Source organism: Atopobium sp. ICM42b, from assembly GCA_000564995.1.
In the GTDB taxonomy this organism is placed as follows: Bacteria; Actinomycetota; Coriobacteriia; order Coriobacteriales; family Atopobiaceae; genus Lancefieldella.
In genome coordinates this window covers 60,568-86,769 of record JDFH01000012.1, presented here as the reverse complement: position 1 = coordinate 86,769, position 26,202 = coordinate 60,568, and the positions used below count along the sequence as shown (strand labels likewise).

Genomic DNA, 26,202 nt, shown 5'->3' with positions numbered 1-26,202 from the left:
TCCTTTCGAGATGTTAAAGACGCCTCTCGTCTTCGTGATACATGGTCTCTTATAAAGATTAACCAATTATTGAGGTTAGATTAAGCTTTCATAAGTATTTTAATGAGATTGTTTACACGTCTCAATTACAGGTAGCGCGCTTACCACTTACCGATTACTTATAAAACTAGCTTGTTTTAGCTATTCAGCAGTTTGAAACTATTAAATAGTTATATATAGCTAACTTATGGCAGTTGAAGTCTTGCTTTCTCTGTCAAAGCCAGCCAGAATAACAGACACTACATTGTGAGTTTGTGGCAGGAGGCGGTGTGGGTATGGCAAATCGTCAGAACCAAAGTGTTCAAGCTACTGAGTGCAACCAAAATACAAAACAGGATCCTCAGCAATCTGAAGTAAATCCTGTTGCAGTATTGCTCGAGTGGTCAGACAGAAAAAGTATGTACGCGCTCTCTGTCATCCTTGCCATTATTGGTGTTTTGGGAGGAATGGTTCCCTATGTTGCCGCGGGTAACATGGTGGTTGGTATCTTTAATGGGATTCATGAATGGCCGTTTTACCTGCATTGGGGACTTATAGCAGGTTTCAGCTACTTGATAAAGATTATCTTCCACCACCTTTCAACTATCGTTTCTCATAAGGCAACGTTTGCAACAATTGCAAACATGCGCACCCGAGTGGCAAAGAAGCTAACAACTATCCCCATGGGATATGTGCTTGATACGCCTTCCGGCTCTCTCAAACGCTTGTTAGTCGAGAAGATCGATAGTATTGAAACCACACTTGCTCATGCAGTTCCTGAGCTCACTTCAAACCTTACGGCTGCTTTTGCGGTTTTTGTGTACCTCATTGTTTTAGACTGGCGACTTGCTCTTGCTGCTTTGCTCACTATTATTGTGGGACTTGCCTGTTTATCAGGCATGATGAAAGACTACGAGTATTGGTATCAGAATACTATCGTAACTGGTAAAGAGATGAATAATGCTTCAGTTGAGTATGTGTCAGGAATTGAGGTAATTAAGGCTTTTGGGCAGTCCGCTAGCTCTTACGAGAAGTTCTCAAAAGCTGTTTATGCCTCTGCCCATGCTTTTATTGATTGGATGAGCCACTGCCAAATCTGGCAGGATGCCATGCTATCAATTGCTCCTGCAACGTTAGTAACGGTATTGCCTCTGGGATGCTTGTTTGTGCTTCAGGGAACTCTTTCTCCTTCTACGTTTGTTATGTGTGCCGTGCTTTCTTTAGGAATTTTTCAGCCGCTCTTTGAAGCAATGAGCTTTATGGATTCTCTTGCGCAGGTAGGCTCTGTTGTCAAAGAAATTACTGAGGTTTTGAATTACCCAGATCAGATGAGAGCCACGGCTCCCTGCACACTTGAAGGGACTGAAATTAAGTTAAGCGATGTTCGTTTCTCGTATGGAAGTAATGAAGTAATCCATGGGATTACTTTAGATATTGAGCCAGGACAAGTTACGGCACTTGTTGGTCCAAGTGGATCAGGTAAGTCTACTGTTGCGCGGCTTATCGCAGGTTTCTGGGATCCAAATGAAGGGTCTGTTTCTATTGGAGGACAAAATATTCGTTCCTGCACTCCAACTCAACTCGCAGACCTTGTAGCTTACGTTGATCAAGATAGTTACCTTTTTGATGAAACCATTATGGAAAACATCAGGATGGGCAAAAAAGACGCTACTGATGAAGAGGTAATTGCTTGTGCAAAAGCTTCTGGATGCCACAACTTTATTCAATCGCTTCCTCATGGTTATCAAACGGTTGTAGGAGGCTCGGGAGGTCACCTTTCTGGTGGCGAGCGTCAGCGCGTAGCAATTGCTCGAGCTATGCTCAAAAATGCACCTATTATCATGCTCGATGAGGCAACAGCTTATGCGGATCCAGAATCTGAAGCAGAGGTTGAATCTGCAGTTGCAAAGCTGGTAGCTGGTAAAACGCTAGTGGTTATCGCGCACCGTCTTTCTACCGTACAAAATGCCGACAAAATTGTTGTTGTAAACGATGGCTCTATTGAAGCTGAGGGTACGCATAATCAGCTTATGGAGACATGCCCGCTCTATGCAACCATGTACCGTGCTCACATTGGCGCACTCGACGAGGCTTAAGGGGGAGTAAAAATGCTGTCTGTTCTAAAAATGTACTTTCAATTTGGAAGTTCTTATCGCCAGAAACTCCACAAGGGCCTTTTCTTTACCGTTCTTGGTTGTCTCTTTGAAGGAGTGCAAATAACAGCGCTTTGGATAGTTTTTACTGCTCTTACTACGGATACACTTTCAACTCAGACGATAGTTTCTGCACTGGGAGTTATGCTTCTGAGCATTATAGGAACGTTTGTCTGCGCTCATTTTAAGAGTGAGAATTTCTGTGACGCTAATTTCAGTATGGCTGGCGCTAAGCGTGCGGAAATTGGAGATACACTGCGCCGCTTGCCCATGGGTTATTTTAACGAGAATAGCCTTGGAGAAGTAACAGCTGTTATGACCAACCAGCTAGATGTAATGCAAAATCTTGGTGGCTTGCTCTATATGATGGTTTTTGGTGGTTTGGCCTTAACAGCAATTATTGTTGCATTCCTGTTTGTATTTTGTTGGCAGTTAGGCCTTATAACTGCAGCTACGTTTGCACTTTTCTGCATAACAATGGAGGTCTTGCAGGCCTACGTGCGTAATACATCAGATGATTATGTGGCCGCAAATACTACTTTGATTAGCTCCGTCCTTGAGTATGTTCGCGGCATTAGCGTGGTAAGGGCATTTTCCCTTATTGATGATGCTGAGGGAAAGTACGCCAAAGCAGTTGATGATTGCCGTGTCCAAGCGCTCAAACTTGAGTTTAAGGCGCTTCGTTTCTCTGTTCTGCAGATGGTTATCTCCAAGGCTACAAGCATTATTATGTGCCTGGTATCAGTTGGACTATGGCTATCTGGAACACTTGATACAGCTACGTGCTTAACCGTAGTGGTTATGTCGTTTATGTTGTTTAGCCGTCTTGAATCCGCTGGTCGTTTCTCAACTATTCTGCGTAACATTGAAATTGCAATGGAGCAAACAAACGCTATTCTCGCCACTCCTGCAATGGAAGAGGGAGAAGGTTTGGAGAAAGCGGATTCTTGTGACATAGAGCTTTCTCATGTCTCGTTTGGCTACGACGACAGGCAAATTCTTGACGATGTGAGTCTCTCGATTCCTGCAGGTACTTCTTGTGCCATTGTAGGTCCAAGTGGTTCGGGCAAGACAACGCTTGTCCGTTTGATTGAACGCTTCTGGGATGTGAATACAGGCCAGGTTACGCTTGGTGGACGCGATGTACGTGACTATAAGGTTGACGCTCTGCTCCAAAACTTCTCTACTGTTTTCCAGGGAGTTTTCCTGTTTGATGACACCATTGAGAACAACATCAAGTTTGGCAATCCAGACGCAACTCATGAGCAAGTAGTTGACGCAGCTAAGCGTGCTTGCTGTGAAGAGTTTATCCAGGCACTACCTGACGGATACGAAACACGCTTAGGAGAAGGTGGCTCAATGCTTTCTGGCGGCGAGCGCCAGCGTCTTTCTATTGCGCGCGCTATCTTAAAAGATGCGCCAATCGTAGTACTTGATGAGGCAACGGCTAATGTTGATCCAGAAAACGAGCTTGAACTTCAGCGTGCAATCGCAGAGCTCACAAACTCTAAGACCGTTATTATGATTGCCCATCGCCTAAAGACGGTGCGTAAAGCAAATCAGATACTTGTCCTGGATAAGGGCCGTATTGTTCAAAGAGGCACTCACGAGTCACTGATGGCAGAAGGCGGCATCTACGCTGATTTTGTTAACATGCGCGAGAAAACCGTCGGCTGGAAAATTGCCTAACTGCTGGTAAGACGCTAAAAATATCCCACGTAAAAATATGCACCCAAGCTTGTGCTTGGGTGCATATAACGTTAAAGCTGAAATGCGGTTTACTGAACCTGGCAAATCATAGCAACATTAGTTGAAGTGGTGTAGTCACCAAGACGTGGGCTGGTATGAGGATCGCCAGCAGTCAGAACAACAATGTCGCCGGTCTCAACGACGCCAACTTCCTTAGCAACGTTCAGTGCGTTGTACATGGTGTTAGAAAGCGTGCCCTGCTCAGAGGTCTTGAATGCATAGACACCCCAATAGAAGCAGGTACGACGAACTGCCTCATCAGATGGAGACATTGCATACAGAGGACGCTTTGGACGGAAGTTAGAAACAAGGCGAGCAGTGCGGCCAGAGTGTGTTGGGCAGATGATGCACTTAGCGTCAACACGGATTGCCATATCAACTGCAGCAAAGCCTGTAGCGCCGTTGACGTTCTTAAGACCCTCACGCTGGTGATAGACATCCTTGACTGGCAGGTACTTCTCGGTTTCCTTGCAGATGGAAGCCATAGTCTTTACTGCCTCAACAGGGTACTTACCAGCTGCGGACTCACCAGAAAGCATGACGCAGTCAGTGCCGTCGTAGATTGCGTTAGCAACGTCCGTAACCTCTGCACGGGTTGGGCGAGGGTTGCGAATCATGGAGTCAAGCATCTGAGTTGCGGTGATGACAGGCTTGTAAGCGTCGTTGCACTTCTTGATAACAGTCTTCTGGATGTGAGGAACCTCAGCTGCAGGAACCTCAACGCCAAGGTCACCACGGGCAACCATGATGCCGTTAGAAGCTGCAAGAATCTCGTCAAAGTTCTTGACGCCAAGAGCAGACTCAATCTTAGGGAAGATCTGTACGTTAGGAGTACCCATCTCACGGCAGATGTTACGAATCTCCTCAACTGCAGCGCCATCACGGATGAAGGAAGCAGCAATTGCGTCAATACCAAGCTCGCAACCAAACATGATGTCTGCGCGGTCCTGCTCAGTGACGGAAGGAAGGCCAATGTTGACGTTAGGAACGTTTACGCCCTTCTTCTCGCCAAGCTCACCGCCGTTGATAATCTTGCAGTGCATGTCAGTGCCCTCAACGTGATCAACCTCGAGGCCAATGAGACCGTCATCAATAAGGATGATAGAACCCTTCTTGACCTCTTTTGGAAGATTCTTGTAGTCAAGTGAGAAGCGCTGAGCATTGCCGATGACGTCATCATCAGTGGTGACAATAACGGAATCACCAGTAGTAAGGGTGACCTTCTTGCCATCCTCGAGAAGACCGGTGCGAACCTCAGGACCCTTTGTATCAAGCATGATAGCAATAGGAATACCAAGCTCATCAGAGATAGAACGAACGCGACCAATCATAGTGCGGTGATACTCATGGCTACCGTGCGAGAAGTTAAAACGTGCGACGTTCATACCAGCAAGAATGAGCTCACGAAGGACCTCATCACTTTCTGTAGCAGGACCCATAGTACAAACAATCTTGGTCTTTTTGCGAGCCATATCTCTCCTTTTCATAGGAATTGAAATCACATTCGGTTATCAATAGTAACCGTTTTCAGAGTGTTTGTTTCTCTGGTACTTAGCAAACCACACTTTTATCAATGTAATCAGTACCCTCAGCAAAAGCAGTTGCGTTATCTAGCGTAACCTGAGCAATCTGAGAAAGTGCCTCATGAGTAAAGAACGCCTGGTGACTTGTCATGACAACGTTAGGGAAAGAGCAAAGCGTAGAGGTAACTGAATCAAAGACCTCAGCGCCGCGGTCCTTATAGACGTTTGGATTTTCTTCTTCATAAACGTCAAGACCACAAGCACCAATTTTGCCAGAAAGAATGCCGCGAATAAGAGCATTGGTATCAATAAGTCCACCGCGACCAGTATTAACGAGGATAACGCCATCTTTCATCTTTCCGATGGTCTTATCGTTAATCATGTGGTAGCTTTCGTCATTCAAGAAAGCGTGGAGTGAAATAAAGTCCGAACGCTCCCAAAGCTCATCGTAGCTGACATACTCATCAACAACATGCTCGTCATTGACAAGGCTCATGTTTGGATACAGGTCTGCACCAAGAACATGCATACCAAAGCCTTTACAAATGCGGCAGAGTGCAGCGCCAATGCGACCAGTGCCTACAATACCTGCAGTTTTGCCGTGAAGGGTATCGCCAACAAGACCAACAAGTGAGAAGTTATTCTCGCGAATTCTGATGTAGCCACGGTGAATACGACGGTTAGCAGCAAGCGCAAGACCCATTGCGTGCTCTGCGATTGCTTCAGGGGAGTAAGCAGGTACGCGCGTAACCGTAATACCAAGGTCTTTAGCAGCGTTAACATCAACAGCATCAAAACCAGCGCAGCGCATAAGTAGAAGCTTAACGTCAAAGCCGGCAAGAATCTCAAGAGTCAGGATTGAAGCATCTGCATTAACAAAAGCGCAGACAGCGTCATAACCCTTAGCAAAGCCTGCGGTCATAGGCGTAAGGTTTGACTCGATGTAGTCAATTGAAACATCTGGATACTTTGGAAGCTCAAGGTTGAAAGAATCCTTGTCATAACTTTGAGCACCATAAAACAGGATTTTCATAACTGCCTCCTTGCCAAAACTAACGTTTGGCTTATGTTGTTATATTCTGCACTTATTGTACCCCTTGGATAACAATTATTTGCCACATAACAGGAGTTTTAAGAAATATTTATGAGGTTTGAAAAAAGAAAGAATACGGTAAAATGATAGGGCATTGTAAGGTCCTATGATAGGACGTTGTAAGGTCCTGACACGGCAACTTTGGTGAGCCCTTGCCCCTCTCCTGGGGAATTATGATCGGGCATCAATCTGTCAGGTAGAAACCCAGGAGGAACTTTGAAAGAGTATCTTTCAAGTGCGGCTGATGTTATCAGTGCGCAAAAAACTGATGCTGAAGCTGGATTGTCTGATGTAGAAGCAGCTTCTCGTCTTGAGGCTCATGGCCTCAACAAGCTCAAAGAAGCGCCAAAAGAATCAATTATTAAAAGGTTCTTTGCACAGATGGCTGACCCTATGGTCATTATGCTTCTTGTTGCTGCTGCTATTTCTGCTGCTGAAGGAATTTATACCGGAGAAGGCGGAGTTGCAGACGTTGTCATTATTCTGTTTGTTGTTGTCATTAATTCCGTTCTTGGTGTTGTTCAGGAGGGCAAAGCTGAAGAGGCTCTTGCTGCTCTGCAAGAGATGAGCGCAGCTCAGAGCAAGGTTATCAGAGACGGTCGTCTTGAGACGGTTGCCTCAACCGAGCTTGTTGTGGGCGATATTATTCTGCTTGAGGCGGGTGACTCTGTCCCAGCTGATTGCCGCATTCTTGAGAGCGCTTCTATGAAGGTAGAGGAGTCTGCGCTCACGGGTGAATCAGTTCCTGTCGAGAAACACGCTGAGACCCTCAGTCTTGCTGAAGATACCGATGATATTCCTTTGGGTGACCGAAAGAATATGTGCTACTCCGGATCTATTGTGGTCTATGGACGCGGTCGTGCAGTTGTTGTTGCAACAGGCATGGACACCGAGATGGGCAAGATTGCAGATGCAATTTCTCAGGCAGAAGAGGGGCAGACTCCACTTCAGATTGCGCTTGATAAGCTTTCACACACACTTACCATTCTTGTTGTTGTCATCTCACTGCTTGTTTTTGCAACAGGCTTTATCAAGCATGGTGCCGAGATACTTGGTAACTTTGACCTTGTCCTAAGCACGTTTATGGTTGCAGTATCTCTTGCAGTAGCTGCAATTCCTGAGGGCCTTGTTGCTGTTGTTACCATCGTTCTTTCTATGGGCGTTACTAGAATGAGCGAACGCCACGCTATTGTCCGCCGTCTTACTGCAGTTGAGACCCTTGGTTGTACTCAGGTTATCTGCTCTGATAAGACCGGTACTCTGACCCAAAACAAGATGACTGTTGTTCGTCATGAGACAGAAAATCTTGATGCACATGTACGTACCATGGCACTGTGCTCAGACGCTACCTGGGACGATGCGGAGCAGGTTGCAAAGGGTGAGCCAACCGAAGCTGCTCTTGTTGCAGACGCTGCAAAACTTGGATATACCACAAGTGATTTAGCTTCTTCTCGCCCTCGTATTGGCGAGGCGCCCTTTGATTCTTCTCGTAAGATGATGTCTGTTGTGGTACGTACCCGCTCCGGCAAGGTTGTACAGCACACCAAGGGCGCACCTGATGAGGTACTTGCTCGCTGCACCAAGATTATGACAAGCGATGGCATTATTGACTTCACCGATGAGGCTCGCTCTGAGATTTTGGCTCAGAACAAGTCTATGGCTGACCAGGCACTTCGTGTTATGGCATCTGCTCGTCGCGATTGGGGAACAGAAGCTCCTTTGAGCTATGACCCAGCCAACCTTGAGCACGACATGGTCTTTGTTGGACTTTCCGGCATGATTGACCCAGTTCGTCCTGAGGTTAAGGGTGCTGTTGCAGAGGCGCATAGCGCTGGTATGCGTACCGTTATGATTACGGGTGACCACATTGATACAGCTGTTGCTATTGCAATTGAGCTGGGTATTATTACTGATCGCTCTCAGGCAATCACCGGCGCACAGCTTGATAAGATTTCTGACGAAGAGTTTGAGCAGCGTATTGAGACTCTTGGCGTTTATGCACGCGTTCAGCCTGAGCACAAGGTTCGCATTGTTGATACCTGGCGCAAGAAGGGCATGGTCACAGCCATGACGGGTGACGGCGTTAACGACGCTCCTTCCATCAAACGTGCTGATATTGGTATTGGTATGGGCATTACTGGTACCGACGTTACCAAGGGCGTTGCAGATATGGTTCTGGCTGACGATAACTTTGCCACCATCATTAGCGCCTGCGAAGAGGGAAGACGCATCTACGACAACATTCGTAAGTGCATCCAGTTCCTCTTGAGCTCCAACCTAGCTGAGGTCATTTCCGTCTTTATTGCGTCCCTGGTTGGCTTTACTATCCTTCAGCCTACCCACCTTCTGTGGATTAACCTAATCACCGACTCTCTGCCAGCTCTTGCTATGGCTACCGAGAAGGCTGAGCCAGGCATCATGAAGCGTAAGCCTCGTAACCCTAAGGACGGCATCTTTGCAGGTGGCGTTGGTTTTGACTGCCTTGTCCAGGGCTCTATCATTGCTCTTCTCACCCTTGCCAGCTATTTTATTGGCCATTACTTTGAGTATGGAACCTTTGATATCTCACAGGTTATTACTAACCCAGAGGCTGGCGTTGAGGGTATGACCATGGCATTCTTGACGCTTTCTATGGTTGAGATGTTCCACTCCTTTAATATGCGTTCTCTGCGTGGTTCTATCTTTAAGCTAACCAGCCAAAACATTTGGCTGTGGGGTTCTTTTGTTATGTCTTTGATTCTCACCTTTGTGGTAATTGAGACACCACTTTCTCAGGCATTTGGCTTTGCTGAGATTGGTTTTGAAGAGTACGCCATGGCAATGCTTTTAGCTGCATCGATTATTCCTCTGATGGAGCTTTATAAGGCTGTTATGCGTTCTGTTCAAAAGAACAAGGCATAAGGTAGAGGAGTACTCTTGTCCGCTAAGCGTACAAAAAGTTCCAAAAAACTAGGAGCCGGCAGGACTCAAGGGTCTCTGCCGGCCCTTTCTTCATTGCTGGACGTTCCGGCGTTTGAGCAGCTGACTCCATCGTCGGATCAGACGCAAGCTTATACAGACGTCGTATCTGAGCTTGAAGCTCAAGGGGTTTCTCGCCAGACGATGACCGTGGCCTGCGTGGTCCGCTTGGATAGGGGATTTCCTGCGGTTGTGTCAGAGCAGGGAGTGTTTCGCGCCGAGTTTGCTGCGCGCGTGACCAAGGGCCAGAACTCCACGGTAGCCGTTGGCGACTGGGTGTGTGCTCGCATTCCGGACTCGCACGATATGGGCATCATCGAGGCCATTCTGCCGCGAGAGACCGATATTGCTCGCTGGAAGGGCGGCGCTCGTGGTCAAAAACAGACTTTGGCCGCAAACGTTGATCTGGTGCTTGTAGTACAGGCCTTGGACGGCGAGGTTGTCTCGGTAGATCGTATTGTGCGCTCAGCAGTTATTTCTAAAGACTGCGGCGCTGCTTGCGCTGTGGTGCTTACTAAGTCAGATGTGGCAGGTCCGGAGCTTTTGGCTCAAGAGATTTCTTCTATCACCGCAGCTCTTGGCTCTACAGTAAAAATTGTTGCAACAGCCTCAAAGCTTGAGGGCGAGAAAACCGATGCACTTGTAGATCTTGCGCGGACCGCCCAAGATCTTGGAGCTGCGTGGGGAATTGATGCTGTTCGTAGCCTTGTTCCTTACGGTTCCATAGCCATCGTGCTTGGTGAATCAGGTGCTGGTAAATCTACGCTTCTTAACGCACTTTTGGGACATGAAGCACTTGAAACGGGAGAAGTTCGTGAGTCCGATAAGGCAGGACGTCATACAACGGTTGCTCGCCGTATGGTAGCGCTTCCTGACGCTGGCGTTATTGTGGACGAACCTGGACTTAGAAGCTTGCCTATTGTGGGCCATGAGAGGGGATTACAGAAGATATTCCCACACATCTCTGAAGCTGCTCAGACGTGTAAATTTAGGGATTGCACCCATACTCACGAGCCAAGATGTAGCGTTCAAGACGCCCTGCATGAGGGCAAGATTACAGAACCCCAGTTAAAGGCCTATTTATCTCTGGCAAAAGAAATGCGAGAAAGCCAGCAATTGCTTGACCCTGATGTTGTGCTTTAAGTTTTAACAGCATAAATCCTCTAAGTACTCTGGCTTGACTAGGGTGCTTTTTTTGTCGAACCAGCAGGAAATATGCTATATTGAGACTAACGAGGGTTGGTCCTGCCCAGTAATGGGGAGGGTCAACCCTCGTTCATGAGTAAGGTAAATCACTTAGAAAATCATTCATTACAATCCTTCTAAAAATGTAGCAGTTATGACGTTCTAAAAATTTTTATATTTCAAATTAGATAAAAATTTAAATTACCTATTTTTCATTGCGTCGCTGCAGCCTGTGGATACATTACTTTGTGTCAGATTTGCGTCAGCTATCTGACATATTTGTGCAGGTAAATCTTTTGTTTTTGTCCTCCTTCTCTCAACCCGAGCGCACAATCGGTATATCGCAAATGGAGGGAGGACAAAAAGTGACTAAGAAAACAAGAATTTTGATTTCTGTATTGAGTGCACTTCTCGCTAGTTTTTGTTTCTTTGCATATGTACAAAGTGTCCGTGCAGATGCAGAGAAATCACGAGCAGAGGCAATACAAAAATACGGCGGAGAACTTACTTCAATTTTGGTGGCCACAAAACAAATAGAGCCTGGAGAAACTCTCTCATCTTCTAATACCCAGGTAAAAAGCTGGATTTCTGATCTGATTCCCGAGGGTGCAATTACTAATCCAGAAAGTGTTATGGGTCGGACGGTTTCATCTGTTATTGGAGTTGGCATGCCTGTTGTTTCTCTTCATCTGCGATCAGTCGCCTCTCAGATTTCTATTCCAGAAAATCTTGTTGGTCTCACTATTTCTCATGGCGAGAAGTACGGATTAGCTGAGAGGCTTAGCGCTGGTACAAAGCTTGCGGCGTATGAGGTCACCGATTCTCTTATTACCTGTATTGCCTCGGATATTGCGGTATTGTCAGACGACACCGAGGGCACCCTTTACACATCTTCTTCTGTAACGCTTGGATTAACTCCTGAACAGGTTCCTGCTGTGCTTTCTGCATATGCTCGAGGAACACTCCGCTTTACTCTTCCGGGGTCAAAGATTAATGCTCAGGACTTACTACACAACAATTCTTACGTTGAAGAAGAAAACCCAAAAGATTTATCTGACACAACAAATCAATCAAGCCCATCATCTGCAAGTGAAGATGTGCAGCCAGAGAACCCTGTTTCTCCAACAGCCGACCAAAACAGCAACAGTGCATCACAAGCAGATTCGTCTACTAATCCAGGAGGTGAAGCGTGATGTTAGAAAAGTGGATCTCATACGTAGGTCTTGACGCACGCGTTGAGATTGGAGCCATTCTTACTTACTTGGGAATTAGCAATAGGTGTGAATTTGCCGATTCAGCAGCATCTCTTAGATCAATTGTAGCCTCTTCAACTCCTCAAGATTATTCAGTCTTAATTGGTAATACCGGCTCCGATGTTTCGGATATAAATCTAGCGGCTGCAATTGTTAAAGATGGAAATGCTCGCTGTGTAGTGCTTGTAAGATCTGGCGCTTCTGGATCACTTCGTTCTAGAGCAGCTAAAGCAGGAGTTGATTTAGTTATTGACCCTATGGAATTGGGGGATCTGGTAAAGGTTGGAAGAGGGTATCAATCATACGGGGCTGACAGGCTTTCTCAGCCTTTACCAGAAGCTTCAGATTATGTTGCCAGTATCCAAGAGCTAAATACCTATCTACAATCTCTTATTCCTCTTGATAAGACTTTAAAAGCTCCGATTCTGACGTTCACTTCAGGAAGAGGAGGAGTGGGAAAGACCACACTTGTTTCTTCAATGGCACTGCTTGCTTCTTCTTGGGGCTTGAAGGTTGCGTTGGTTGATTTTGATCTGTCTTATGGAAATGCTTTTGAGAAGCTTGGAATTAGGCAGCCAAAAGACTTCTCTGATCTTGTTGCTGATGTACCTTCAGAAAAAGAGAGCCTTCTTGAAAAGGCAACTTGTGTCCATAGAAATTTGTATCTTTTTGGCCCTTGTGTAAAACCTGAAATGGCAGAGCTTCTCTTTCCTTGCGTGAGTCATTTTCTTCAAGCTGTTTCTGGTTTGGTTGATTTGGTGCTCGTAGACACTACGACAGCATCAACGGATTGCTATGCTCAGGCAGCACAATGTGCAGATAGGCTGGTTATTGTTTCAGAGAACCCTCTTACGTGTATTAACTCTTTAGCAAAAGTAAGTGGACTTGCAGTGCGCCTTGGAGTGGCAAGGACTCGCATTATCCGACTTGAGAACAAAGCAAATCCAAGGGTTAAACAGGACTTCTCTGTTGGAAAAGCAGAGGTTGGTCTTGAAGCTGCAAAGATGTTTAGGATTTTTGAAGGCGGACCAGGGTTTCAAGAGCTTATTCAGCAAGGAAAGCTTTCTGTGCTGTTACAAGAGGAAACTTCATTTGCACAGTCGGTCTCTTTTGTACTTGCGCATTTTCTTAACGAGTTAGGCATTCTTCCACAACTGCGCGAGGCTCAAATTGCCCTGCAAGCAACTCCTGAGAAAAAGCCATTTAGCTTATTCAATAGGAGGAAGGAGGTGGGTTAATGCTTGTCTTTGAACGCGTTGCTAAGCAAATTGAGGCTCAAGATGAGAATGACTCACTACTCCAAAAAGAAGTATTTCAGAAGGCTAGAAAAAAGTTAAAAGAAAAACTTGTTTCTCGATTAGGACTTTCTACAGTTTCTTCTCTCATTACAGGCAGTGATATCGATCGTGTAAGAGACGAACTAAGAGTTACCTGTGAAGCAATTGTTAATGAAGAGAAGGACGAGCTTTTTAGGTCAGTTGACTATGAGGAAACAATCGAACAGGTAATCAATGAAGTATGTGGTCTTGGTCCAATTCAGCCACTACTGAATGATAAAGATGTTACGGAAATCATGATTAATGGCTGCAACAATTTGTTTTACGAGAAAAACGGCGAGCTATTTGAATCAAAAACAGTCTTTGACTCTGAAGAGCAGATTTTGATTGTTATGGATCGTATCTTATCTCCATTAGGAAGAAGGCTGGATAGGGTAAGTCCTATTGTTGACGCACGACTTGAGAATGGAGACCGTGTCAATGCAGTTGCAAGCCCTGTTGCAGTGAACGGCACTTCAGTAACTATCCGAAGATTCACTGGAAAAATTACTTCTTTGGACCGGTTAGTGGAAATGAAATCGCTGCCTCAATGGCTTGCAAGATTTTTGTCTTGGGCTGTGAAGTGCAGACAGGGAATCGCGGTTGTTGGAGGAACAGGATCCGGTAAGACTACGCTTTTAAATGCACTTTCATGTGAAATTTCAAAGTCAGAAAGAATTGTCACTATTGAGGATTCAGCGGAGCTTAAGTTCGATTCGCATCCAAATGTTGTCAGGCTAGAGGCTCGTCCTGCTTCGATAGAAGGAACAGGAGAAATAACCATTAGATCATTGGTGAGAAACGCGCTCCGAATGAGGCCAGATCGCATTGTAGTAGGAGAGGTAAGAGGTGAAGAGTGCATTGATATGCTGCAGGCTATGAATACAGGTCACGACGGTTCTTTAACTACATTGCATGCCGGAACCGCTCAAGAGGCAATATTGCGCCTAGTGTTGATGGCTCGTTTTGGAATGGACTTACCTGCAGAAATCATAGAAAAGCAGATTGCCACTGCACTTGATCTGATAGTTATGTCTCAAAGATTTCCTGATGGAAAACGATATGTGACCAGCGTTTCAGAAATCTCCTTGTCTTCGTCAGGATCAATTGAAGTGCAAGAGGTGGTGTCGTTTGACGCGCAGAAAAGAAGTTGGCTTTTTGTAAAAGTTCCTTCTTTTATCAATCGCGCCATAAAAGATGGATTACTCAATAAAAAGGAGGTTACTTCATGGATGTCTTTACTTCCTCAATCACAGGAGGTGTTTTTGGAGTAATTATTTATTTTCTTGTATGCAACGGTGAGGAAAAAACTGTTTCTCAAATAAATGCACGAGTAACAGGTTATGTAGTTCAGTTTTTTCAATTTGCACGCAATAGCACTTTTGTCCAGCGCTTGCTCAAATGGGAACCTTTTTCTTATACATCAATGCAGCTACGTAATCGTTTTCTTTACAAATATGGGATTACCTTAGTCACTGATGCTTTCGTACTGTTTTTTATTAGTGGCATAGCTGGATCCATCTTGCTTGGTGTTCTATTTGAGTCTGCAATAGGTACGCTTTGCGGTGTTTTCTCGTTATTTCTCGTTCCTTATTTTCTATATGAACATGCCAAGCATCAATCTGCTTTAGAAATCGCCCATATGATGCCTTCGATTTTTAGAACAATCGCCGTTGCTCTTGGATCAGGTCTCACACTTTCACAATCTATTGAATATGTCAGTAAACACACAGAAGGTGTCGTATCAGAAAATTTTTATATTGCTGACATGCAAATCAAGTGCGGTTTTCCTATCGAAGAAGCTATTGAGGACTTGGCAGAAAGGTTGGATGCTCCAGGTGTTAATTTGCTGGCTAGCGCCTTAGTAATTTCACATAGAACAGGGTCTCCGCTTAAGAGTCTTTTACAGAAAACTGCCGAGTTAGTTGAATTACAAGAGAAGAATCAAAGGCTCATAGCAACAAAGACTGCTCAAGTTAGATTATCTGCTCGAATTGTATGTCTTCTCCCAGTTGTTTTATTGATTGTCTTGTCGCTTCTATCGCCGGACTTTCAAAAGGGTTTATTTACGCCATCGGGCGTTATATGCACATCAATTGCAATGGTCATGGATTGCGTTGCTCTTTTGATTATTCGAAGCATTATGAAAGGAGTAATGAAGTGATGGATTTACTATGCTCCGTATTATTTGCAACATGCATAGGTATTCTCGCCCTAGTTGTTCCCGTCAATTTGAATCATTTTGATGTCCATAGCTATTATCAGCAAATTATAAGAGGCATAAAAAGTCACAAGAGAATGAGCCTCCGGGCAAAGTCTGAGTTTACAAGAAAATCATGCCTACGTGAGATGCCAGAAATGATTGACATTTTGATTCTTGGGCTGTCATCAGGGCTATCTTTTGATTCAGCGCTTGATCTGTATTGTTTGCGAGAATCTGGAGAATTATCGAGAGAGCTTTCAAATGCTCATATGACTTGGAAGCTTGGTGCTACTACTCGCGAAGAAGCACTCAATCAGATGGCGGCAAAAGTAGGAGTTCCATCGCTTAAAAGCTTTGCGACTGTTGTGAATGAAGCGCTTACTTTTGGAACTCCTCTTGCAGAAATATTAGATAGACAAGCTTCAGTTCTTCGCGATGAGCAGCGTTCGCTGTTAGAAACGGAAATTGAAAAGATCCCAATTAAAATGCTCATCCCTCTAGGAACGCTGATTGTTCCAGCAATGTTACTTGCAATTTTAGGTCCCTTGCTTGGACCTGCATTTTCTTCTTAAGAGAAAGGAAAGCCGATGATGTTCTTCTATCAATTTTTTAGGTATCTACAAGGCTTAAAAGAGGATGAATCTGGACAGGGAACTACAGAGTATGCAATTTTAGTTGGCGTACTTGTAGTTATTGCGATTGTCGCAATCATTGCTTTTAAAGGTAAAATTTCTGAGCTTTGGGAAGCAATTACATCGGGAATTAATTCTCTATGAGCAGAAAGAGCACTGCTGCTTATTCTGTGTTCATTATTGTCACTGTATGTTTGCTATTTGCTGCACTTCTCGTATTACCAAGAAAACAGGACCATTCATCAAATACGAGCTCAGACTATGTGCAGACTCATGAAAATAGAGACGACAAAAAAGCCAATGAACAGCCAATCTCATATGCAGCAGCAGAAGATTTGTTTAAACAGAATTCCGTGCAAAGAGATAGTAAAGAAACTATTCAAAACGAAGCCCAGAGTATTTTAGAGGGCTATCAGCAAAGAGCTGATTGTGTGCTTGTTTATTCCGGATATTTAGACATAGCCGGCAATGTATGGGGCTGTTTAGTTAATGGTGGAAATTGGTCAGAACTTGTGACTGTTTCTGATCAAGGAGAGATAAGGAGGGTCTCAACATGTCACATATCCACTCAAGATGCGAAGAATCTATTAGAGCAATCAAACTAGGTGTTAAGAATACACAAGGACAAGCAACGCTTGAATATGCTCTAGTTTTATTTTCGTGCTTAATTGTCATTACGTCTCTTGGTGTGATATATCACTTTGTGCAAAATGGAGCAGTTGTTCAACTGGCTACTCAAGCTGCTTCACATACTATGCATGACTCTCTTTTAGATTTAGCCAAAGATGTTCTCTCGTTTTAAACAGAATGCTGGTCAAGCGTCAGTAGAAGCAGCACTTTTATTTCCCGTTATTCTGATGATTATTGCATTGCTTGTAGAACCTGTTTGCATTCTCTATACAAAGACAGTTATGGATGGAGCCTGTGCAGAAGGATTAAGAGTAGCAACAACGTCTTCTGACGCTGAGTTAATAGAGTCCTATATCAAACGCAGACTTAAGGCTATACCAGAGATACCTCTATTTCATAAGGGTGGAGATGAGGACTGGAATATCTCTATTGATAAAAAAGAAAACGATGTCTTGATTGAAATTACGGGTCATGTGGCAGCGATGCCGCCAATAGGCTGGTGTTTATTCCTTGCAGGTCAGACGGATAACCAAGGGATTGTCTTGCATTCAAGTTTATCTGCTAGTACGTATCCAGATTGGATTGAGGGTTCTTATGCGGATTGGATTGCCTTTTGGAAAGGATAAACATAAGAAAATAAAGCTTGGACTTTCCATGTTTATAGACGATAAAGGCGGTATTACGTCAATCGCTTTTGCAAGTGCGATTTTAGTATGTCTAGCGCTTGTATTCGCACTGGTATCGGTCGCTTGGGTTTCATCGAGAGCATACAAAACTCAGTCAATAGCAGATGCGGCTTCTATGGCAGGAGAAAATGTCGTAGCTAAATACACAACTATTGCGCAGGTAATTGATGCAAGCATTTTGAGTCTTGGGTTATCAGGATTGTTATGTGTTGGAGCCGGATTGGTTGCTTCATGTGTTCCAGGTTTAGCTTCAGCGGGTTCTAAATTGTGTGATGCAGGTTTTAAGACACTTGAAGCGCGTAAAAAATTTGCTACTTCAGCTTGTGAAGGCTTAGAGGAAACTGAAAAAATGCTTCCAGTTTTTGCAGCAATGGCGGCGAGCTCTTGTATACAAAAGAACTCTACTGATGCGGGTAACTTCGTGGGATCAGCTCTTTTATTTCCCGCTCAGTCACAATCTGATTTTGGACATTTAAATAGCGACGTTTCGTCAGATGAATTAAAAGAACAGAGCGAGCTATTACAGCAGATAGCAAAACAGATTGAAGAGTTACAAAGTAAAGCAGAGACATCTAAAAAGAGGGCGTGGGAGGCAGACTGCGGTGGAGGTCCGTATTCTATGCGTGAAAGAGCAGAGCATCTCGCTGGTCTTTCTGGGGATATAAATCCATCTATCCCGTCGCCAACTTCTTGGACGTTCGGTATCGCTTTAAAGCGAGCTAGAGCATATTACAGAGCTCGATATGATCAAGAAATTGTCAATGGAAGCACTGCAGAAGAATTACGTGATTCTGCTATACGAAAAGCGTTTTACAACTTTGCGTTTACGGAACTTTCTAAAGGATTTTATAAAGAAACAGCTGATGGTGAGGTCGATATGAATTTACCTCGATTGCCACATAACTTAGAGGAGACAAAGAAAACAGACCTGTATCTAAAGCCTATTTGGCCTTGCACCTATGAAAATGGCGAGAAAACCATTCATGCTCATAGGTCTTGTCCAGGAGCAACAGGAGAAAACGCGGGATTTGCATCGCTACAAGATTTAGATTCTGGAGCGGTTCATGAGTGTCAACATTGTCATTTTACGAGCAGCGATGTGGGAAGAGTGGCTTCTGCTTCGACAAATATTGATAACGGGTTTGAGTATTACTGGAAAATCGTAGTCGAAGAGTCTGAAGTTTATGAATCATCACGTCAGCAAATAAAAGATTTGCGAAAAAAGTTGTCTGAAGCTGCAGATAAATCAACTGGAATATTTCAAAAAGCACTTGATGCCCTAAAGGTTGCTAGGCCCAGATTATGTCCTCCAGGAGCTTGGGGATGTATTTCATTTGTGAGAAGAGGAGGTTCATCTCCAGAATTTCAAGGAAGTTTAGGAACACTTGAGCAGTCAGTTTTTCTCCCAGAAGGATATGCAATATCCGGAGCAACGCTTGCTCCAGACAGCTCTTCTACAAACAACGTTCTTTCAAGCTTTTTTGATCAGGTTGAAAGGAGGGGAGGGTTTATTGGACAGACCATAGATAAGGTAATGAGCTTGTGGGGATCTCTTTTAATCTCATATGGGGATGGTGTAACTTCTTGGTCTTCTAAGCTGTCGGAATTTCTTGATAACGTTGACGGAATAACAGGTGGAAGTGTCGGCTCCAAATTACAGAGTGCTTTGAAACAAATAGTTATTGACGCTGGATTAGAGCCAAGTGATTTAAGACAAATGAAGCCTGTTCTTGTTAATACAGAAAGTGTTTTGAAACAAGCTGGCTTTGAGAAAGAATCAACGATTCGTGAACTAGTTCAGAAAATACCTAATACATCAGATCCAATTGCTTTAGCTCGTTCACTTGGTGCGTTTTCTCTCCAGTATTTGCCTGACAAAATCACAATTGCAAAGCTGACCATTCCTGTCATTGATATTGAGATTCCTTTAGAAATTGATGTTAAGAAAGTTTTTGGTGGCATATGAGAAAAATGAAATTTCTTTGTTGCCAAAAAGGGCAAATGTTTGTTGAGACTGCATTGGTTCTTCCGGTTGTATTAGTGGTTGCTCTAATTGCAATCAATTTATTTAAGTTTGCAGATATGTGCTCAAAGTTTGACCGTGTTGCGGCGGATCAAATTATTGCTCATGGAATTTCTTCTAGTCATTCCACAGATGGAGGAGCACTAGAAAACTTAACTCAGAAAATAAAAGCTGCTCTTAATTGCGATGACAATTGCGACATTGTTGTCTCATTGGAGGGAGAAAGCGAGGGGATTGGGAACATGGTCTCTATTTTTCCTAAATACCAAGTAACTCTTAAGTACAAGCCTTGGCCACATACCCTGCGTCTCCCTTTAGTGTCACTAGAGTCTCCTCTATGTCTTACCCATACAACCTCAATTGTTGTTAGTCCTTATAAGTCGGGAGTTGTGATTTGAAAATGAACGTACAAGTGTCGATAGAAGAAGCCCCTAATTCTGAACAGATTTTTGAATTGTTACAAGGGGGCTTCGAAAAGTTCGTTGGGCTTTTGGGTACCGAGATAACAGCTCCTCCAGTATTACTTCTGAGGTGTTCTTCAGTTCATACTTTTGGAATGACATATCCGATTGATATTGCATTTGCAGATGATCATGGAGAAATTCTAAAAATTCGGAGACGAGTACAGCCTAAACAAATTCATAGCTGCGCAGGCGCCTATTGCACATTTGAAAGACCATCAGTTGATGATTTCCCATGGTTTGAAGTGGGACAGAAAGTGCTCATTCAAGAAATAAGTACCGAGGAAAGCAATGTTGAAAGAAGGAGTCGCTATGGCTATAGAAAACTACTCCGTCAAAATTTGCCCCAGATGCGGAGAAAAGTTATTTCAGGACATGAGAATTTGTTACGGGTGCCTTCTAGACTTCAGCGGCCCAAGCTCGCTTGTATGCAATCTCGAAACATCAAGAAATAAAAGAATTGCTAACCTTCCTCTTATAGAAACTGATGAGTATTTGCTTTCTGAGGAAGTAGGAGAGGAGTGGGATAAAGGACTGCCACCTGCTTTGTTTGAACTGGATAACTCATATTCACCAGCAGATTAATTAGTACGTGGTATCCTTTTAGGAAGAGTTGCGAAAGTAACATAAAGGAGTTTTCATGTATAAAGTTTCGCTTCGCTCTTCTAAAAAGAGCCAGTTTGTAAGGATTGCGCTTTGCGTAATGCTTTTGGCTGTTGCGTTTCTAATTGCACCGGCAAAAGCATTTGCACGTGACCTTTCAATAGATACGGTAAATATTGATGCGACGGTTCAAAAGGACGGAACGTTGCATGTCGTAGAAACTCGTACATTCTATTTCAGAGGAAGCTTTCACGGTGTCTATTGGAATCTTCCAGTTGGAAAGAATAAATATAATGGGCAGAACGTTGAAGTAAACATTACTTCAGTTACCGTTCAGGATAAGCAGGGAACGCGTCAGCTTTACAGCAAAGACTCAAATGGAAATAGTGCCAGCTCAGACGAGTATTATGTTCCCACTCTATCAGGCAATATGTTGAACTTGAAGATTTATTCAGCACATGATGATGAGTATGCACATATAACTATCGAGTATGACATTACTAATGTTGTAACAAACTGGTCTGATACTGCAGAGTTGTACTGGAAATTTGTATCTGATGGCTGGGATTCAGAGTCTCGCAATGTAACGGCTACTATTCATCTTCCTGTTCCTTCAGGACAGTCAATTGTGGCTGGAGATACAGTTCGTGCTTGGGGACATGGTCCACTAGACGCGAATGTAGAAATTACCAATAATGCGGTCGTCTACAAAGTCCCTGGCGTGGGAACTGATGAGTTTGCGGAAGCTCGTATTACGTTCCCAACCGATTGGGTTTCTGGGCTAACTCCCATTCAGCAGAATAAACTGAGCAGCATTCTGTCTGAGGAACAAGCGTGGGCTGACGAGGCAAATCACAAGCGTGATGTTGCAAAAACTCAGGTAGCTCTTATTCTTTATGCACCATTAGTACTTGCAGCTATCACCGTTGTAGCAGCAATCTTGCTGCGTATTAAATACAAAAAGGTTATGACCCCTCAGTTTAATGACCTTTACTACAGAGATGTCCCATCTAATGATCACCCAGCAGTCCTTTCCATGCTTTACAACGGTGAGTTAATTAAGGGAGACGCTCTGACAGCAACCCTTATGCACCTTTCTGATTCAAAGTACATTAGCTTGAATAAGACGGTTAGTACAAACTTCCTTGGTATGGAGAAGTCTGATTATTGTCTTACAAAGGTTCAAGACCTTTCAGAAAGCCAGCAGCCTTTCTACCCTGGCAGTTCACAGTCAAATAAGATTGATATCATGGCAATGAAGCTAATCTTTGATAAGGCTGGAGAATCTGGAGCGGTAAATACTACTGTTACCATGAAACAAATTGGTAAGTATGCTTCATCACATCCAGAAGATTTTAATAAGGCATATGAGTCTTGGGAGAGCCCCATCAAGCTTAGCTATGCTGCTAAGTATGGAACAAATAAGATTCCATTCCACGGTAAGGGAATTCTTGGTGCTCTGATTGCTGTCGATGTTCTTGTTGCCGCTGCTGCATTCATGATGGGTGTTATGGCTGATGTTTCATTTGCCAATCTACTACTACATCTGTTTATTCTTGTCATTGCCGGCCTGGTTGCACTTGTAAACATTGGCTCTTTCGATTTAATGAACAGAGAAGGTGTTGAGACGCTCGCTAAGACTCGTGCGCTAAGAAAGTGGCTTACTGAGTTCACTAACCTGCACGAAGCAATTCCAACCGATGTCATTCTCTGGAATAGGCTTCTGGTTATGGCAGTTGCGCTTGGTGTTGCGGATAAGGTTATCGAGCAGCTGAAAGTTGCAATGCCAGAGATGCTCAAAGATCCTCAGTTTATGCCTGTTTATAGCTGGTATTACTATGGAAATGGCATGCGAACCAATGCAATTGAGAGCGTAACTAAGAGCGTTACAGCTGCTCATTCCGTCTCAACAGCGGCACTTGCTTCTTCTAACTCAAGCTCCGGCGGTGGTTTTGGTGGCGGCTTCTCCGGCGGAGGAGGCGGCGGCTTCGGCGGTGGCGGTGGCGGTGGCGGTTTCTAACGCCATAAACGCTTCAATAAACACTGCAAGAAGCAACGTTTAAAGGTCTTAATTCTCCCCGTGAACTAATCGGGGAGAATTTCTTTTTTTAGAAAATATGCGATTTTGGCATATTTGAGTTGATAGTTTTACGCTGCACTTATGGAGCAGATATCTAACAGATTAGTGGGCCAGTGCCTTCGCGATTTGCGAAAGAAGCAACGTCTTACCCAAGAGGCGGTTGCTGAGCATCTTGCTGGAGATCAAGCATTTATATCAAAGGTTGAATCAGGCGAGCGTGGCGTTAAGCTCGGAGAAGTTTTTTCTTTTGCCGAAGCCTTAGGTATAGAAGCTTCCGAACTTATCGAAGCGTTGCGTACGTATCGATAGTTTTTAGTCCAATTTTTTAATGCAAGATCCCTATGAAAGATGTGCTTGTTAAAGGACGTGCTTCTTAAAAGAGGCTCGTCCTTTACTGTTTATTACTTGCCGCGTCAACATCAAAAGATAAAAGAAAACGGCTCAGAGATTTCTCTCTGAGCCGATTCAAGTCGTGGTGGCGGGGAAGGGAATCGAACCCCTGACACGGGGATTTTCAGTCCCCTGCTCTACCAACTGAGCTACCCAGCCATTGGTGCTTCGAAAAGCTTATTTACTATAACAGACTCAAGCGCTTCGTCAAGCGGGCAATTTATACAATCCAGAAATTTTTTCCGCCAGTGAGGTCAAATTCAACGGTCATGCCTTTTATTGCAAAAAACGCCTCAATTTGCTCCTTTGTTTTCTCAAGCTCTTGACCGTCGATTTTCTCGCGCTCATCGGTTTTCTCGTCAGAGGGGAGCTCTATCCAGAGAGTTTGCTTACCACATGTGTCACGCAGGTGGATTTTGCTTAAAAGTCCCTGTTGTTCGAGCCTTTCATTGAGATGAATGAGGTCAAAGAAGTTGACAACTTTTGGCATGCTAACTCGTTTCTCTAAACGCTTGCTCTTAAGCATACACGTTTGCAAATTGGTACAATAGATTGTCTAGCTTGAACTAGGTCAGCGGTCGTTGCTGCCTCCACTGAATAAACTATTCGAGGGGAAATTATGGCCTTTACGAGAAAAGAATTCTTGTCCCTTTCTGCTTTGGGAGCTGCAGGCACCTTGGCTGCATGTACTCCACAGGCAAGGACGTCTGAGGATACGAATCAGCCTGCATCTAACGTGGACCTTGAAGAGTTCAAGTCACTTAAGCTGGACATGACCCAGTGGAGTTATGACGAGGATAACGACTGCTACTATCAGCTGGGTATTCAGTACTGCACTAAGCCTGCAAGCAAGTCGGTGAATACCCTCTCGGTCTTTGTACCTGGAAAGTATTTCTCGGGAACTAAGAAGGGTTCTACCTACGAGTGCGAAGTAAGCGAGAAGGCCGTTGTGGGCAGCTTCACCGCACGTACCGCGCCAATTGTCATGCCTATTAACACGGCAACGCTGTTCCCTCAGAGCGCCCCTACAAGTTACTCATACGAAGGCCTTGCACCGTACCTTGAGGCTGGCTTTGTGTACGTATACGCAGGTTTCCGCGGTAGAAGCGCCGGCTACGATTCAACTACAGGCTCGGACGAGCTTTACGCGGGTGGATCTCCTTGGCCAGCAGTAGACTTCAAGGCAGCTATCAGGTATTTGCGCTACAACAACGAGCTGCTCCCATGCAATACATCAAAGATTTTTGTGTTTGGCTTTGCAGCTGGCGGCGGCCTCAGCGCAGTGCTTGGAACCTCGGGAGACTCTCCGCTCTATACGCCATATCTTAAGGCTGTTGGCGCTGCTACACATAGCGAGAAGGGCGAGCAGCTTTCAGACTCTATTTATGGCAGCGCTTCATGGTGTCCGGCAACCTCATATGATCTTGCAGACGCAGCGTATGAGTGGTCAGCTGGTCAGTATGCAGATGCAACAGACTCCCGTGCTGAGGGTGTATGGACCCAACCTCTCTCGCAAGATCTTGCTGGTGCATATGCTTCATTTGTCAACAACATGGATCTTCTCGACAGCAATGATTGTAAGGTCAGTCTTGATGAAACTAACTCTGGCGTCTATACCGCTGGATCATATGCAGACCTTCTTATCAACGAGCTCAAGACCTCTGCAAATAACTTTGTCAGAGACAACGCGTTCCCATATACCTCTACGCCTCAGCGACTGGAAGAGCCTACGTTCCCAGGTGATCCAAATCTCGCGACGGTTCGTGGTACAGATAATGCAGCTCCTGCTACTCAGCAGGTTCAATCTACTATCTACGATACTGCTGAGCACTATTTTGGCTCTCTGAACTCAGAATCTATTTGGGTTGTATATAACCTTCGTCGTCAGAGCGTTGAGCTTGAGAACTTGAGGGGTTTCTCGCGAGCCTTAAGAGGCGCGTCGCTTCCAGTTGGAGCTTTTGATGCTCCTGATAGAAGCACCCGCGCTAATCAGCTTTTTGGTGTTGGAGAGCAAAGTACACTGCATTTTGATGAGCAGACTGCTGACCTCATTAAAAAGAACCTTGATACGTACATGAAGCTTGCCGATTGGAAGTCCAGCTACGCTAATGATTGGACCTCTGATCTGAATAAGGCTGATACGCTGGAGAATGACATTCCAACTCGTGTTGATATGTTCAATCCACTGTACTTTACCAGCGCATCTTACAAAGGCTATCAGACAGCATCGGTTGCTCCTTATTGGCGTATTAATGAGGGCGCTCAGAATACTGATACTTCAATTTGCACCTCGTTCAATTTGGGCCTGTCTCTAAAGCATTTCTCGGGCGTGAGCAGTGTTGATTACACGCTTGTTTGGGATAAGGGCCACGTTCTTGCCGAGAGAACAGGCAATGCAACTGCCAACTTGGTGTCTTGGATTGTTTCGTGCGCGTCTGCTTAAAGAGGAGGGCATAGCGTGTTTCAAACAAAGAATCGCCGACTGTATGGTGTTGTTGTTATTGTTGTGCTTGCGCTGGGAGCAATATTCTTCTCTCTTATGAGGGGTGCTGATAAGTCTCAGCCTCAAGCAAACTCGCAATCACAGCAATCCCAACAGACGCAACAGACGCAGTCTCAGAGCTCGCAAAACAAGGGCTACATTGATTCCGTAGCAGCGGATGACCCGTATGCAAAGGGGATCCATCACGTTCGCATTGTGGTGAAGGATTACGGCACTATCGAGGCAACTCTTAACGCAAATGTTGCACCTATTACGGTCTCCAACTTTGCTCATCTTGCCGAATCAGGCTTCTATAACGGCCTTACGTTCCATCGTATTATTGACGGCTTCATGATTCAGGGCGGAGATCCTAAGGGCAACGGCTCGGGCGGATCCGAGAACAAAATCAAGGGTGAGTTCACCAAAAACGGTGTCGAGAATAACATCTCGCATACACGTGGAACTATTTCCATGGCACGCGCCCAAGATCCAAACTCTGCAAGCTCACAGTTCTTTATCATGCAGGCAGACAACTCAACTCTGAATGGAAATTACGCTGCATTTGGCACGGTAACAAGTGGAATGGACGTTGTCGATGCAATTTGTAAAGGCGTAACCCCAATCGATTCAAATGGAACTATCCCTGCTTCAGAGCAACCAGTCATTGAGTCCATCACAATGATTGATTAGATTCCTTATATAAAATATTGTTATGTTATTGAATGACCTGCGACAAGTTATAAAGTTGCAGGTCATTGGCTTAA

Annotated in this window: 22 protein-coding genes and 1 tRNA gene; 19 read left to right on the top strand and 4 right to left on the bottom strand. The window is 44.6% G+C overall.

What is annotated here, in order from left to right; translation table 11 throughout:
• Positions 1-314: 314 nt before the first annotated feature.
• Both HMPREF1493_RS03640 and HMPREF1493_RS03635 read left to right on the top strand, forming a co-directional pair.
• The gene (locus HMPREF1493_RS03640; protein WP_035427957.1) at positions 315-2,114 is read left to right on the top strand and encodes an ABC transporter ATP-binding protein; all 1,800 of its coding nucleotides are present in this window, start codon (positions 315-317) and stop codon (positions 2,112-2,114) included.
• 12 nt (positions 2,115-2,126) lie between these two features.
• Positions 2,127-3,860 (top strand): ABC transporter ATP-binding protein, encoded by a 1,734-nt coding sequence (locus HMPREF1493_RS03635; RefSeq protein WP_035427898.1) that lies wholly within the window; start codon positions 2,127-2,129, stop codon positions 3,858-3,860.
• 89 nt (positions 3,861-3,949) lie between these two features.
• On the opposite strand, the gene pyk is transcribed toward HMPREF1493_RS03635, so the two are convergent.
• Both pyk and HMPREF1493_RS03625 read right to left on the bottom strand, forming a co-directional pair.
• Positions 3,950-5,392, bottom strand: a complete 1,443-nt coding sequence (pyk, locus tag HMPREF1493_RS03630) for a pyruvate kinase (RefSeq protein WP_035427896.1) — start codon at positions 5,390-5,392, stop codon at positions 3,950-3,952.
• Positions 5,393-5,471: 79 nt separating this feature from the next.
• Positions 5,472-6,476 (bottom strand): 2-hydroxyacid dehydrogenase, encoded by a 1,005-nt coding sequence (locus HMPREF1493_RS03625; RefSeq protein WP_035427894.1) that lies wholly within the window; start codon positions 6,474-6,476, stop codon positions 5,472-5,474.
• 276 nt (positions 6,477-6,752) lie between these two features.
• On the opposite strand from HMPREF1493_RS03625, the gene HMPREF1493_RS03620 reads away from it, so the two are divergent.
• The 15 genes from HMPREF1493_RS03620 to HMPREF1493_RS03550 all read left to right on the top strand — a co-directional run bounded on the left by HMPREF1493_RS03620 (position 6,753) and on the right by HMPREF1493_RS03550 (position 22,875).
• Complete coding sequence (locus HMPREF1493_RS03620; protein WP_035427892.1) at positions 6,753-9,437, top strand: cation-translocating P-type ATPase; 2,685 nt, start codon at positions 6,753-6,755, stop codon at positions 9,435-9,437.
• Between the two features lie 15 nt (positions 9,438-9,452).
• Positions 9,453-10,637 (top strand): ribosome small subunit-dependent GTPase A, encoded by a 1,185-nt coding sequence (gene rsgA, locus HMPREF1493_RS03615; protein WP_035427890.1) that lies wholly within the window; start codon positions 9,453-9,455, stop codon positions 10,635-10,637.
• A 407-nt stretch (positions 10,638-11,044) separates the two neighbouring features.
• Entirely contained in the window at positions 11,045-11,872 is an 828-nt protein-coding gene (gene cpaB / locus HMPREF1493_RS03610) for a Flp pilus assembly protein CpaB (RefSeq protein WP_051485257.1), read from the top strand.
• Positions 11,872-13,170, top strand: coding sequence for a CpaE/TadZ family protein (locus tag HMPREF1493_RS03605; RefSeq protein WP_035427888.1), 1,299 nt, complete (start codon positions 11,872-11,874; stop codon positions 13,168-13,170). The genes cpaB and HMPREF1493_RS03605 overlap by 1 nt, the downstream gene beginning before the upstream one ends.
• A complete protein-coding gene (locus tag HMPREF1493_RS03600) occupies positions 13,170-14,522 on the top strand; it encodes a TadA family conjugal transfer-associated ATPase (protein ID WP_035427886.1) in 1,353 nt (450 codons plus the stop codon). The genes HMPREF1493_RS03605 and HMPREF1493_RS03600 overlap by 1 nt, the downstream gene beginning before the upstream one ends.
• The gene (locus HMPREF1493_RS03595; RefSeq protein ID WP_232215500.1) at positions 14,477-15,412 is read left to right on the top strand and encodes a type II secretion system F family protein; all 936 of its coding nucleotides are present in this window, start codon (positions 14,477-14,479) and stop codon (positions 15,410-15,412) included. Before HMPREF1493_RS03600 ends, HMPREF1493_RS03595 begins: the two co-directional genes overlap by 46 nt.
• Complete coding sequence (locus HMPREF1493_RS06955; RefSeq protein ID WP_051479301.1) at positions 15,412-16,023, top strand: type II secretion system F family protein; 612 nt, start codon at positions 15,412-15,414, stop codon at positions 16,021-16,023. Before HMPREF1493_RS03595 ends, HMPREF1493_RS06955 begins: the two co-directional genes overlap by 1 nt.
• 15 nt (positions 16,024-16,038) lie before the next feature.
• Positions 16,039-16,227, top strand: a complete 189-nt coding sequence (locus HMPREF1493_RS03585; protein WP_051485255.1) for a Flp family type IVb pilin — start codon at positions 16,039-16,041, stop codon at positions 16,225-16,227.
• Entirely contained in the window at positions 16,224-16,688 is a 465-nt protein-coding gene (locus HMPREF1493_RS03580) for a hypothetical protein (RefSeq protein ID WP_035427884.1), read from the top strand. The genes HMPREF1493_RS03585 and HMPREF1493_RS03580 overlap by 4 nt, the downstream gene beginning before the upstream one ends.
• A gap of 180 nt (positions 16,689-16,868) precedes the next feature.
• Positions 16,869-17,339: a TadE/TadG family type IV pilus assembly protein gene (locus HMPREF1493_RS03575; protein ID WP_035427882.1), complete on the top strand. Its 471-nt coding sequence runs from the start codon at positions 16,869-16,871 to the stop codon at positions 17,337-17,339.
• Positions 17,308-19,365 (top strand): hypothetical protein, encoded by a 2,058-nt coding sequence (locus HMPREF1493_RS03570; RefSeq protein WP_035427880.1) that lies wholly within the window; start codon positions 17,308-17,310, stop codon positions 19,363-19,365. Before HMPREF1493_RS03575 ends, HMPREF1493_RS03570 begins: the two co-directional genes overlap by 32 nt.
• Before the next feature lie 35 nt (positions 19,366-19,400).
• Complete coding sequence (locus HMPREF1493_RS03565; protein ID WP_051485254.1) at positions 19,401-19,820, top strand: hypothetical protein; 420 nt, start codon at positions 19,401-19,403, stop codon at positions 19,818-19,820.
• Between the two features lie 354 nt (positions 19,821-20,174).
• Entirely contained in the window at positions 20,175-20,468 is a 294-nt protein-coding gene (locus HMPREF1493_RS06950) for a YgiT-type zinc finger protein (protein WP_353573414.1), read from the top strand.
• 55 nt (positions 20,469-20,523) lie between these two features.
• Positions 20,524-22,506 (top strand): DUF2207 domain-containing protein, encoded by a 1,983-nt coding sequence (locus HMPREF1493_RS03555; RefSeq protein WP_035427878.1) that lies wholly within the window; start codon positions 20,524-20,526, stop codon positions 22,504-22,506.
• Between the two features lie 141 nt (positions 22,507-22,647).
• Positions 22,648-22,875 (top strand): helix-turn-helix domain-containing protein, encoded by a 228-nt coding sequence (locus tag HMPREF1493_RS03550; RefSeq protein ID WP_035427876.1) that lies wholly within the window; start codon positions 22,648-22,650, stop codon positions 22,873-22,875.
• Between the two features lie 164 nt (positions 22,876-23,039).
• Here the strand turns inward: HMPREF1493_RS03550 and HMPREF1493_RS03545 are convergent.
• Positions 23,040-23,115 (bottom strand) — tRNA-Phe (locus HMPREF1493_RS03545).
• 61 nt (positions 23,116-23,176) lie between these two features.
• The gene (locus HMPREF1493_RS03540; RefSeq protein WP_035427874.1) at positions 23,177-23,446 is read right to left on the bottom strand and encodes an RDAC family protein; all 270 of its coding nucleotides are present in this window, start codon (positions 23,444-23,446) and stop codon (positions 23,177-23,179) included.
• Positions 23,447-23,575: 129 nt separating this feature from the next.
• Here HMPREF1493_RS03540 and HMPREF1493_RS03535 point away from each other — a divergent pair, with 129 nt between their 5' ends.
• Positions 23,576-25,399 carry a subtype A tannase gene (locus HMPREF1493_RS03535; RefSeq protein ID WP_035427871.1) on the top strand — a complete coding sequence of 608 codons (1,824 nt, stop codon included), beginning with the start codon at positions 23,576-23,578 and terminating at the stop codon, positions 25,397-25,399.
• A gap of 15 nt (positions 25,400-25,414) precedes the next feature.
• Positions 25,415-26,128 (top strand): peptidylprolyl isomerase, encoded by a 714-nt coding sequence (locus HMPREF1493_RS03530; protein ID WP_035427869.1) that lies wholly within the window; start codon positions 25,415-25,417, stop codon positions 26,126-26,128.
• Positions 26,129-26,202 lie beyond the last annotated feature (74 nt).

What these genes read in the sequence shown, in the direction of transcription:
- HMPREF1493_RS03605 (WP_035427888.1), top strand. Translation starts at nt 11,872, where the DNA reads ATGTTAGAAAAGTGGATCTCATACGTAGGTCTTGACGCACGCGTTGAG.
- HMPREF1493_RS03565 (WP_051485254.1), top strand. Translation starts at nt 19,401, where the DNA reads ATGTTTGTTGAGACTGCATTGGTTCTTCCGGTTGTATTAGTGGTTGCT.
- HMPREF1493_RS03640 (WP_035427957.1), top strand. Translation starts at nt 315, where the DNA reads ATGGCAAATCGTCAGAACCAAAGTGTTCAAGCTACTGAGTGCAACCAA.
- HMPREF1493_RS03555 (WP_035427878.1), top strand. Translation starts at nt 20,524, where the DNA reads ATGTATAAAGTTTCGCTTCGCTCTTCTAAAAAGAGCCAGTTTGTAAGG.
- pyk (WP_035427896.1), bottom strand. Translation starts at nt 5,392, where the DNA reads ATGGCTCGCAAAAAGACCAAGATTGTTTGTACTATGGGTCCTGCTACA.
- HMPREF1493_RS03535 (WP_035427871.1), top strand. Translation starts at nt 23,576, where the DNA reads ATGGCCTTTACGAGAAAAGAATTCTTGTCCCTTTCTGCTTTGGGAGCT.
- HMPREF1493_RS03540 (WP_035427874.1), bottom strand. Translation starts at nt 23,446, where the DNA reads ATGCCAAAAGTTGTCAACTTCTTTGACCTCATTCATCTCAATGAAAGG.
- HMPREF1493_RS03580 (WP_035427884.1), top strand. Translation starts at nt 16,224, where the DNA reads ATGAGCAGAAAGAGCACTGCTGCTTATTCTGTGTTCATTATTGTCACT.
- HMPREF1493_RS03595 (WP_232215500.1), top strand. Translation starts at nt 14,477, where the DNA reads ATGGATGTCTTTACTTCCTCAATCACAGGAGGTGTTTTTGGAGTAATT.
- HMPREF1493_RS03635 (WP_035427898.1), top strand. Translation starts at nt 2,127, where the DNA reads ATGCTGTCTGTTCTAAAAATGTACTTTCAATTTGGAAGTTCTTATCGC.
- HMPREF1493_RS06955 (WP_051479301.1), top strand. Translation starts at nt 15,412, where the DNA reads ATGGATTTACTATGCTCCGTATTATTTGCAACATGCATAGGTATTCTC.
- HMPREF1493_RS06950 (WP_353573414.1), top strand. Translation starts at nt 20,175, where the DNA reads ATGTTGAAAGAAGGAGTCGCTATGGCTATAGAAAACTACTCCGTCAAA.
- HMPREF1493_RS03600 (WP_035427886.1), top strand. Translation starts at nt 13,170, where the DNA reads ATGCTTGTCTTTGAACGCGTTGCTAAGCAAATTGAGGCTCAAGATGAG.
- HMPREF1493_RS03585 (WP_051485255.1), top strand. Translation starts at nt 16,039, where the DNA reads ATGATGTTCTTCTATCAATTTTTTAGGTATCTACAAGGCTTAAAAGAG.
- HMPREF1493_RS03570 (WP_035427880.1), top strand. Translation starts at nt 17,308, where the DNA reads ATGCGGATTGGATTGCCTTTTGGAAAGGATAAACATAAGAAAATAAAG.
- HMPREF1493_RS03575 (WP_035427882.1), top strand. Translation starts at nt 16,869, where the DNA reads ATGTTCTCTCGTTTTAAACAGAATGCTGGTCAAGCGTCAGTAGAAGCA.
- HMPREF1493_RS03550 (WP_035427876.1), top strand. Translation starts at nt 22,648, where the DNA reads ATGGAGCAGATATCTAACAGATTAGTGGGCCAGTGCCTTCGCGATTTG.
- HMPREF1493_RS03625 (WP_035427894.1), bottom strand. Translation starts at nt 6,476, where the DNA reads ATGAAAATCCTGTTTTATGGTGCTCAAAGTTATGACAAGGATTCTTTC.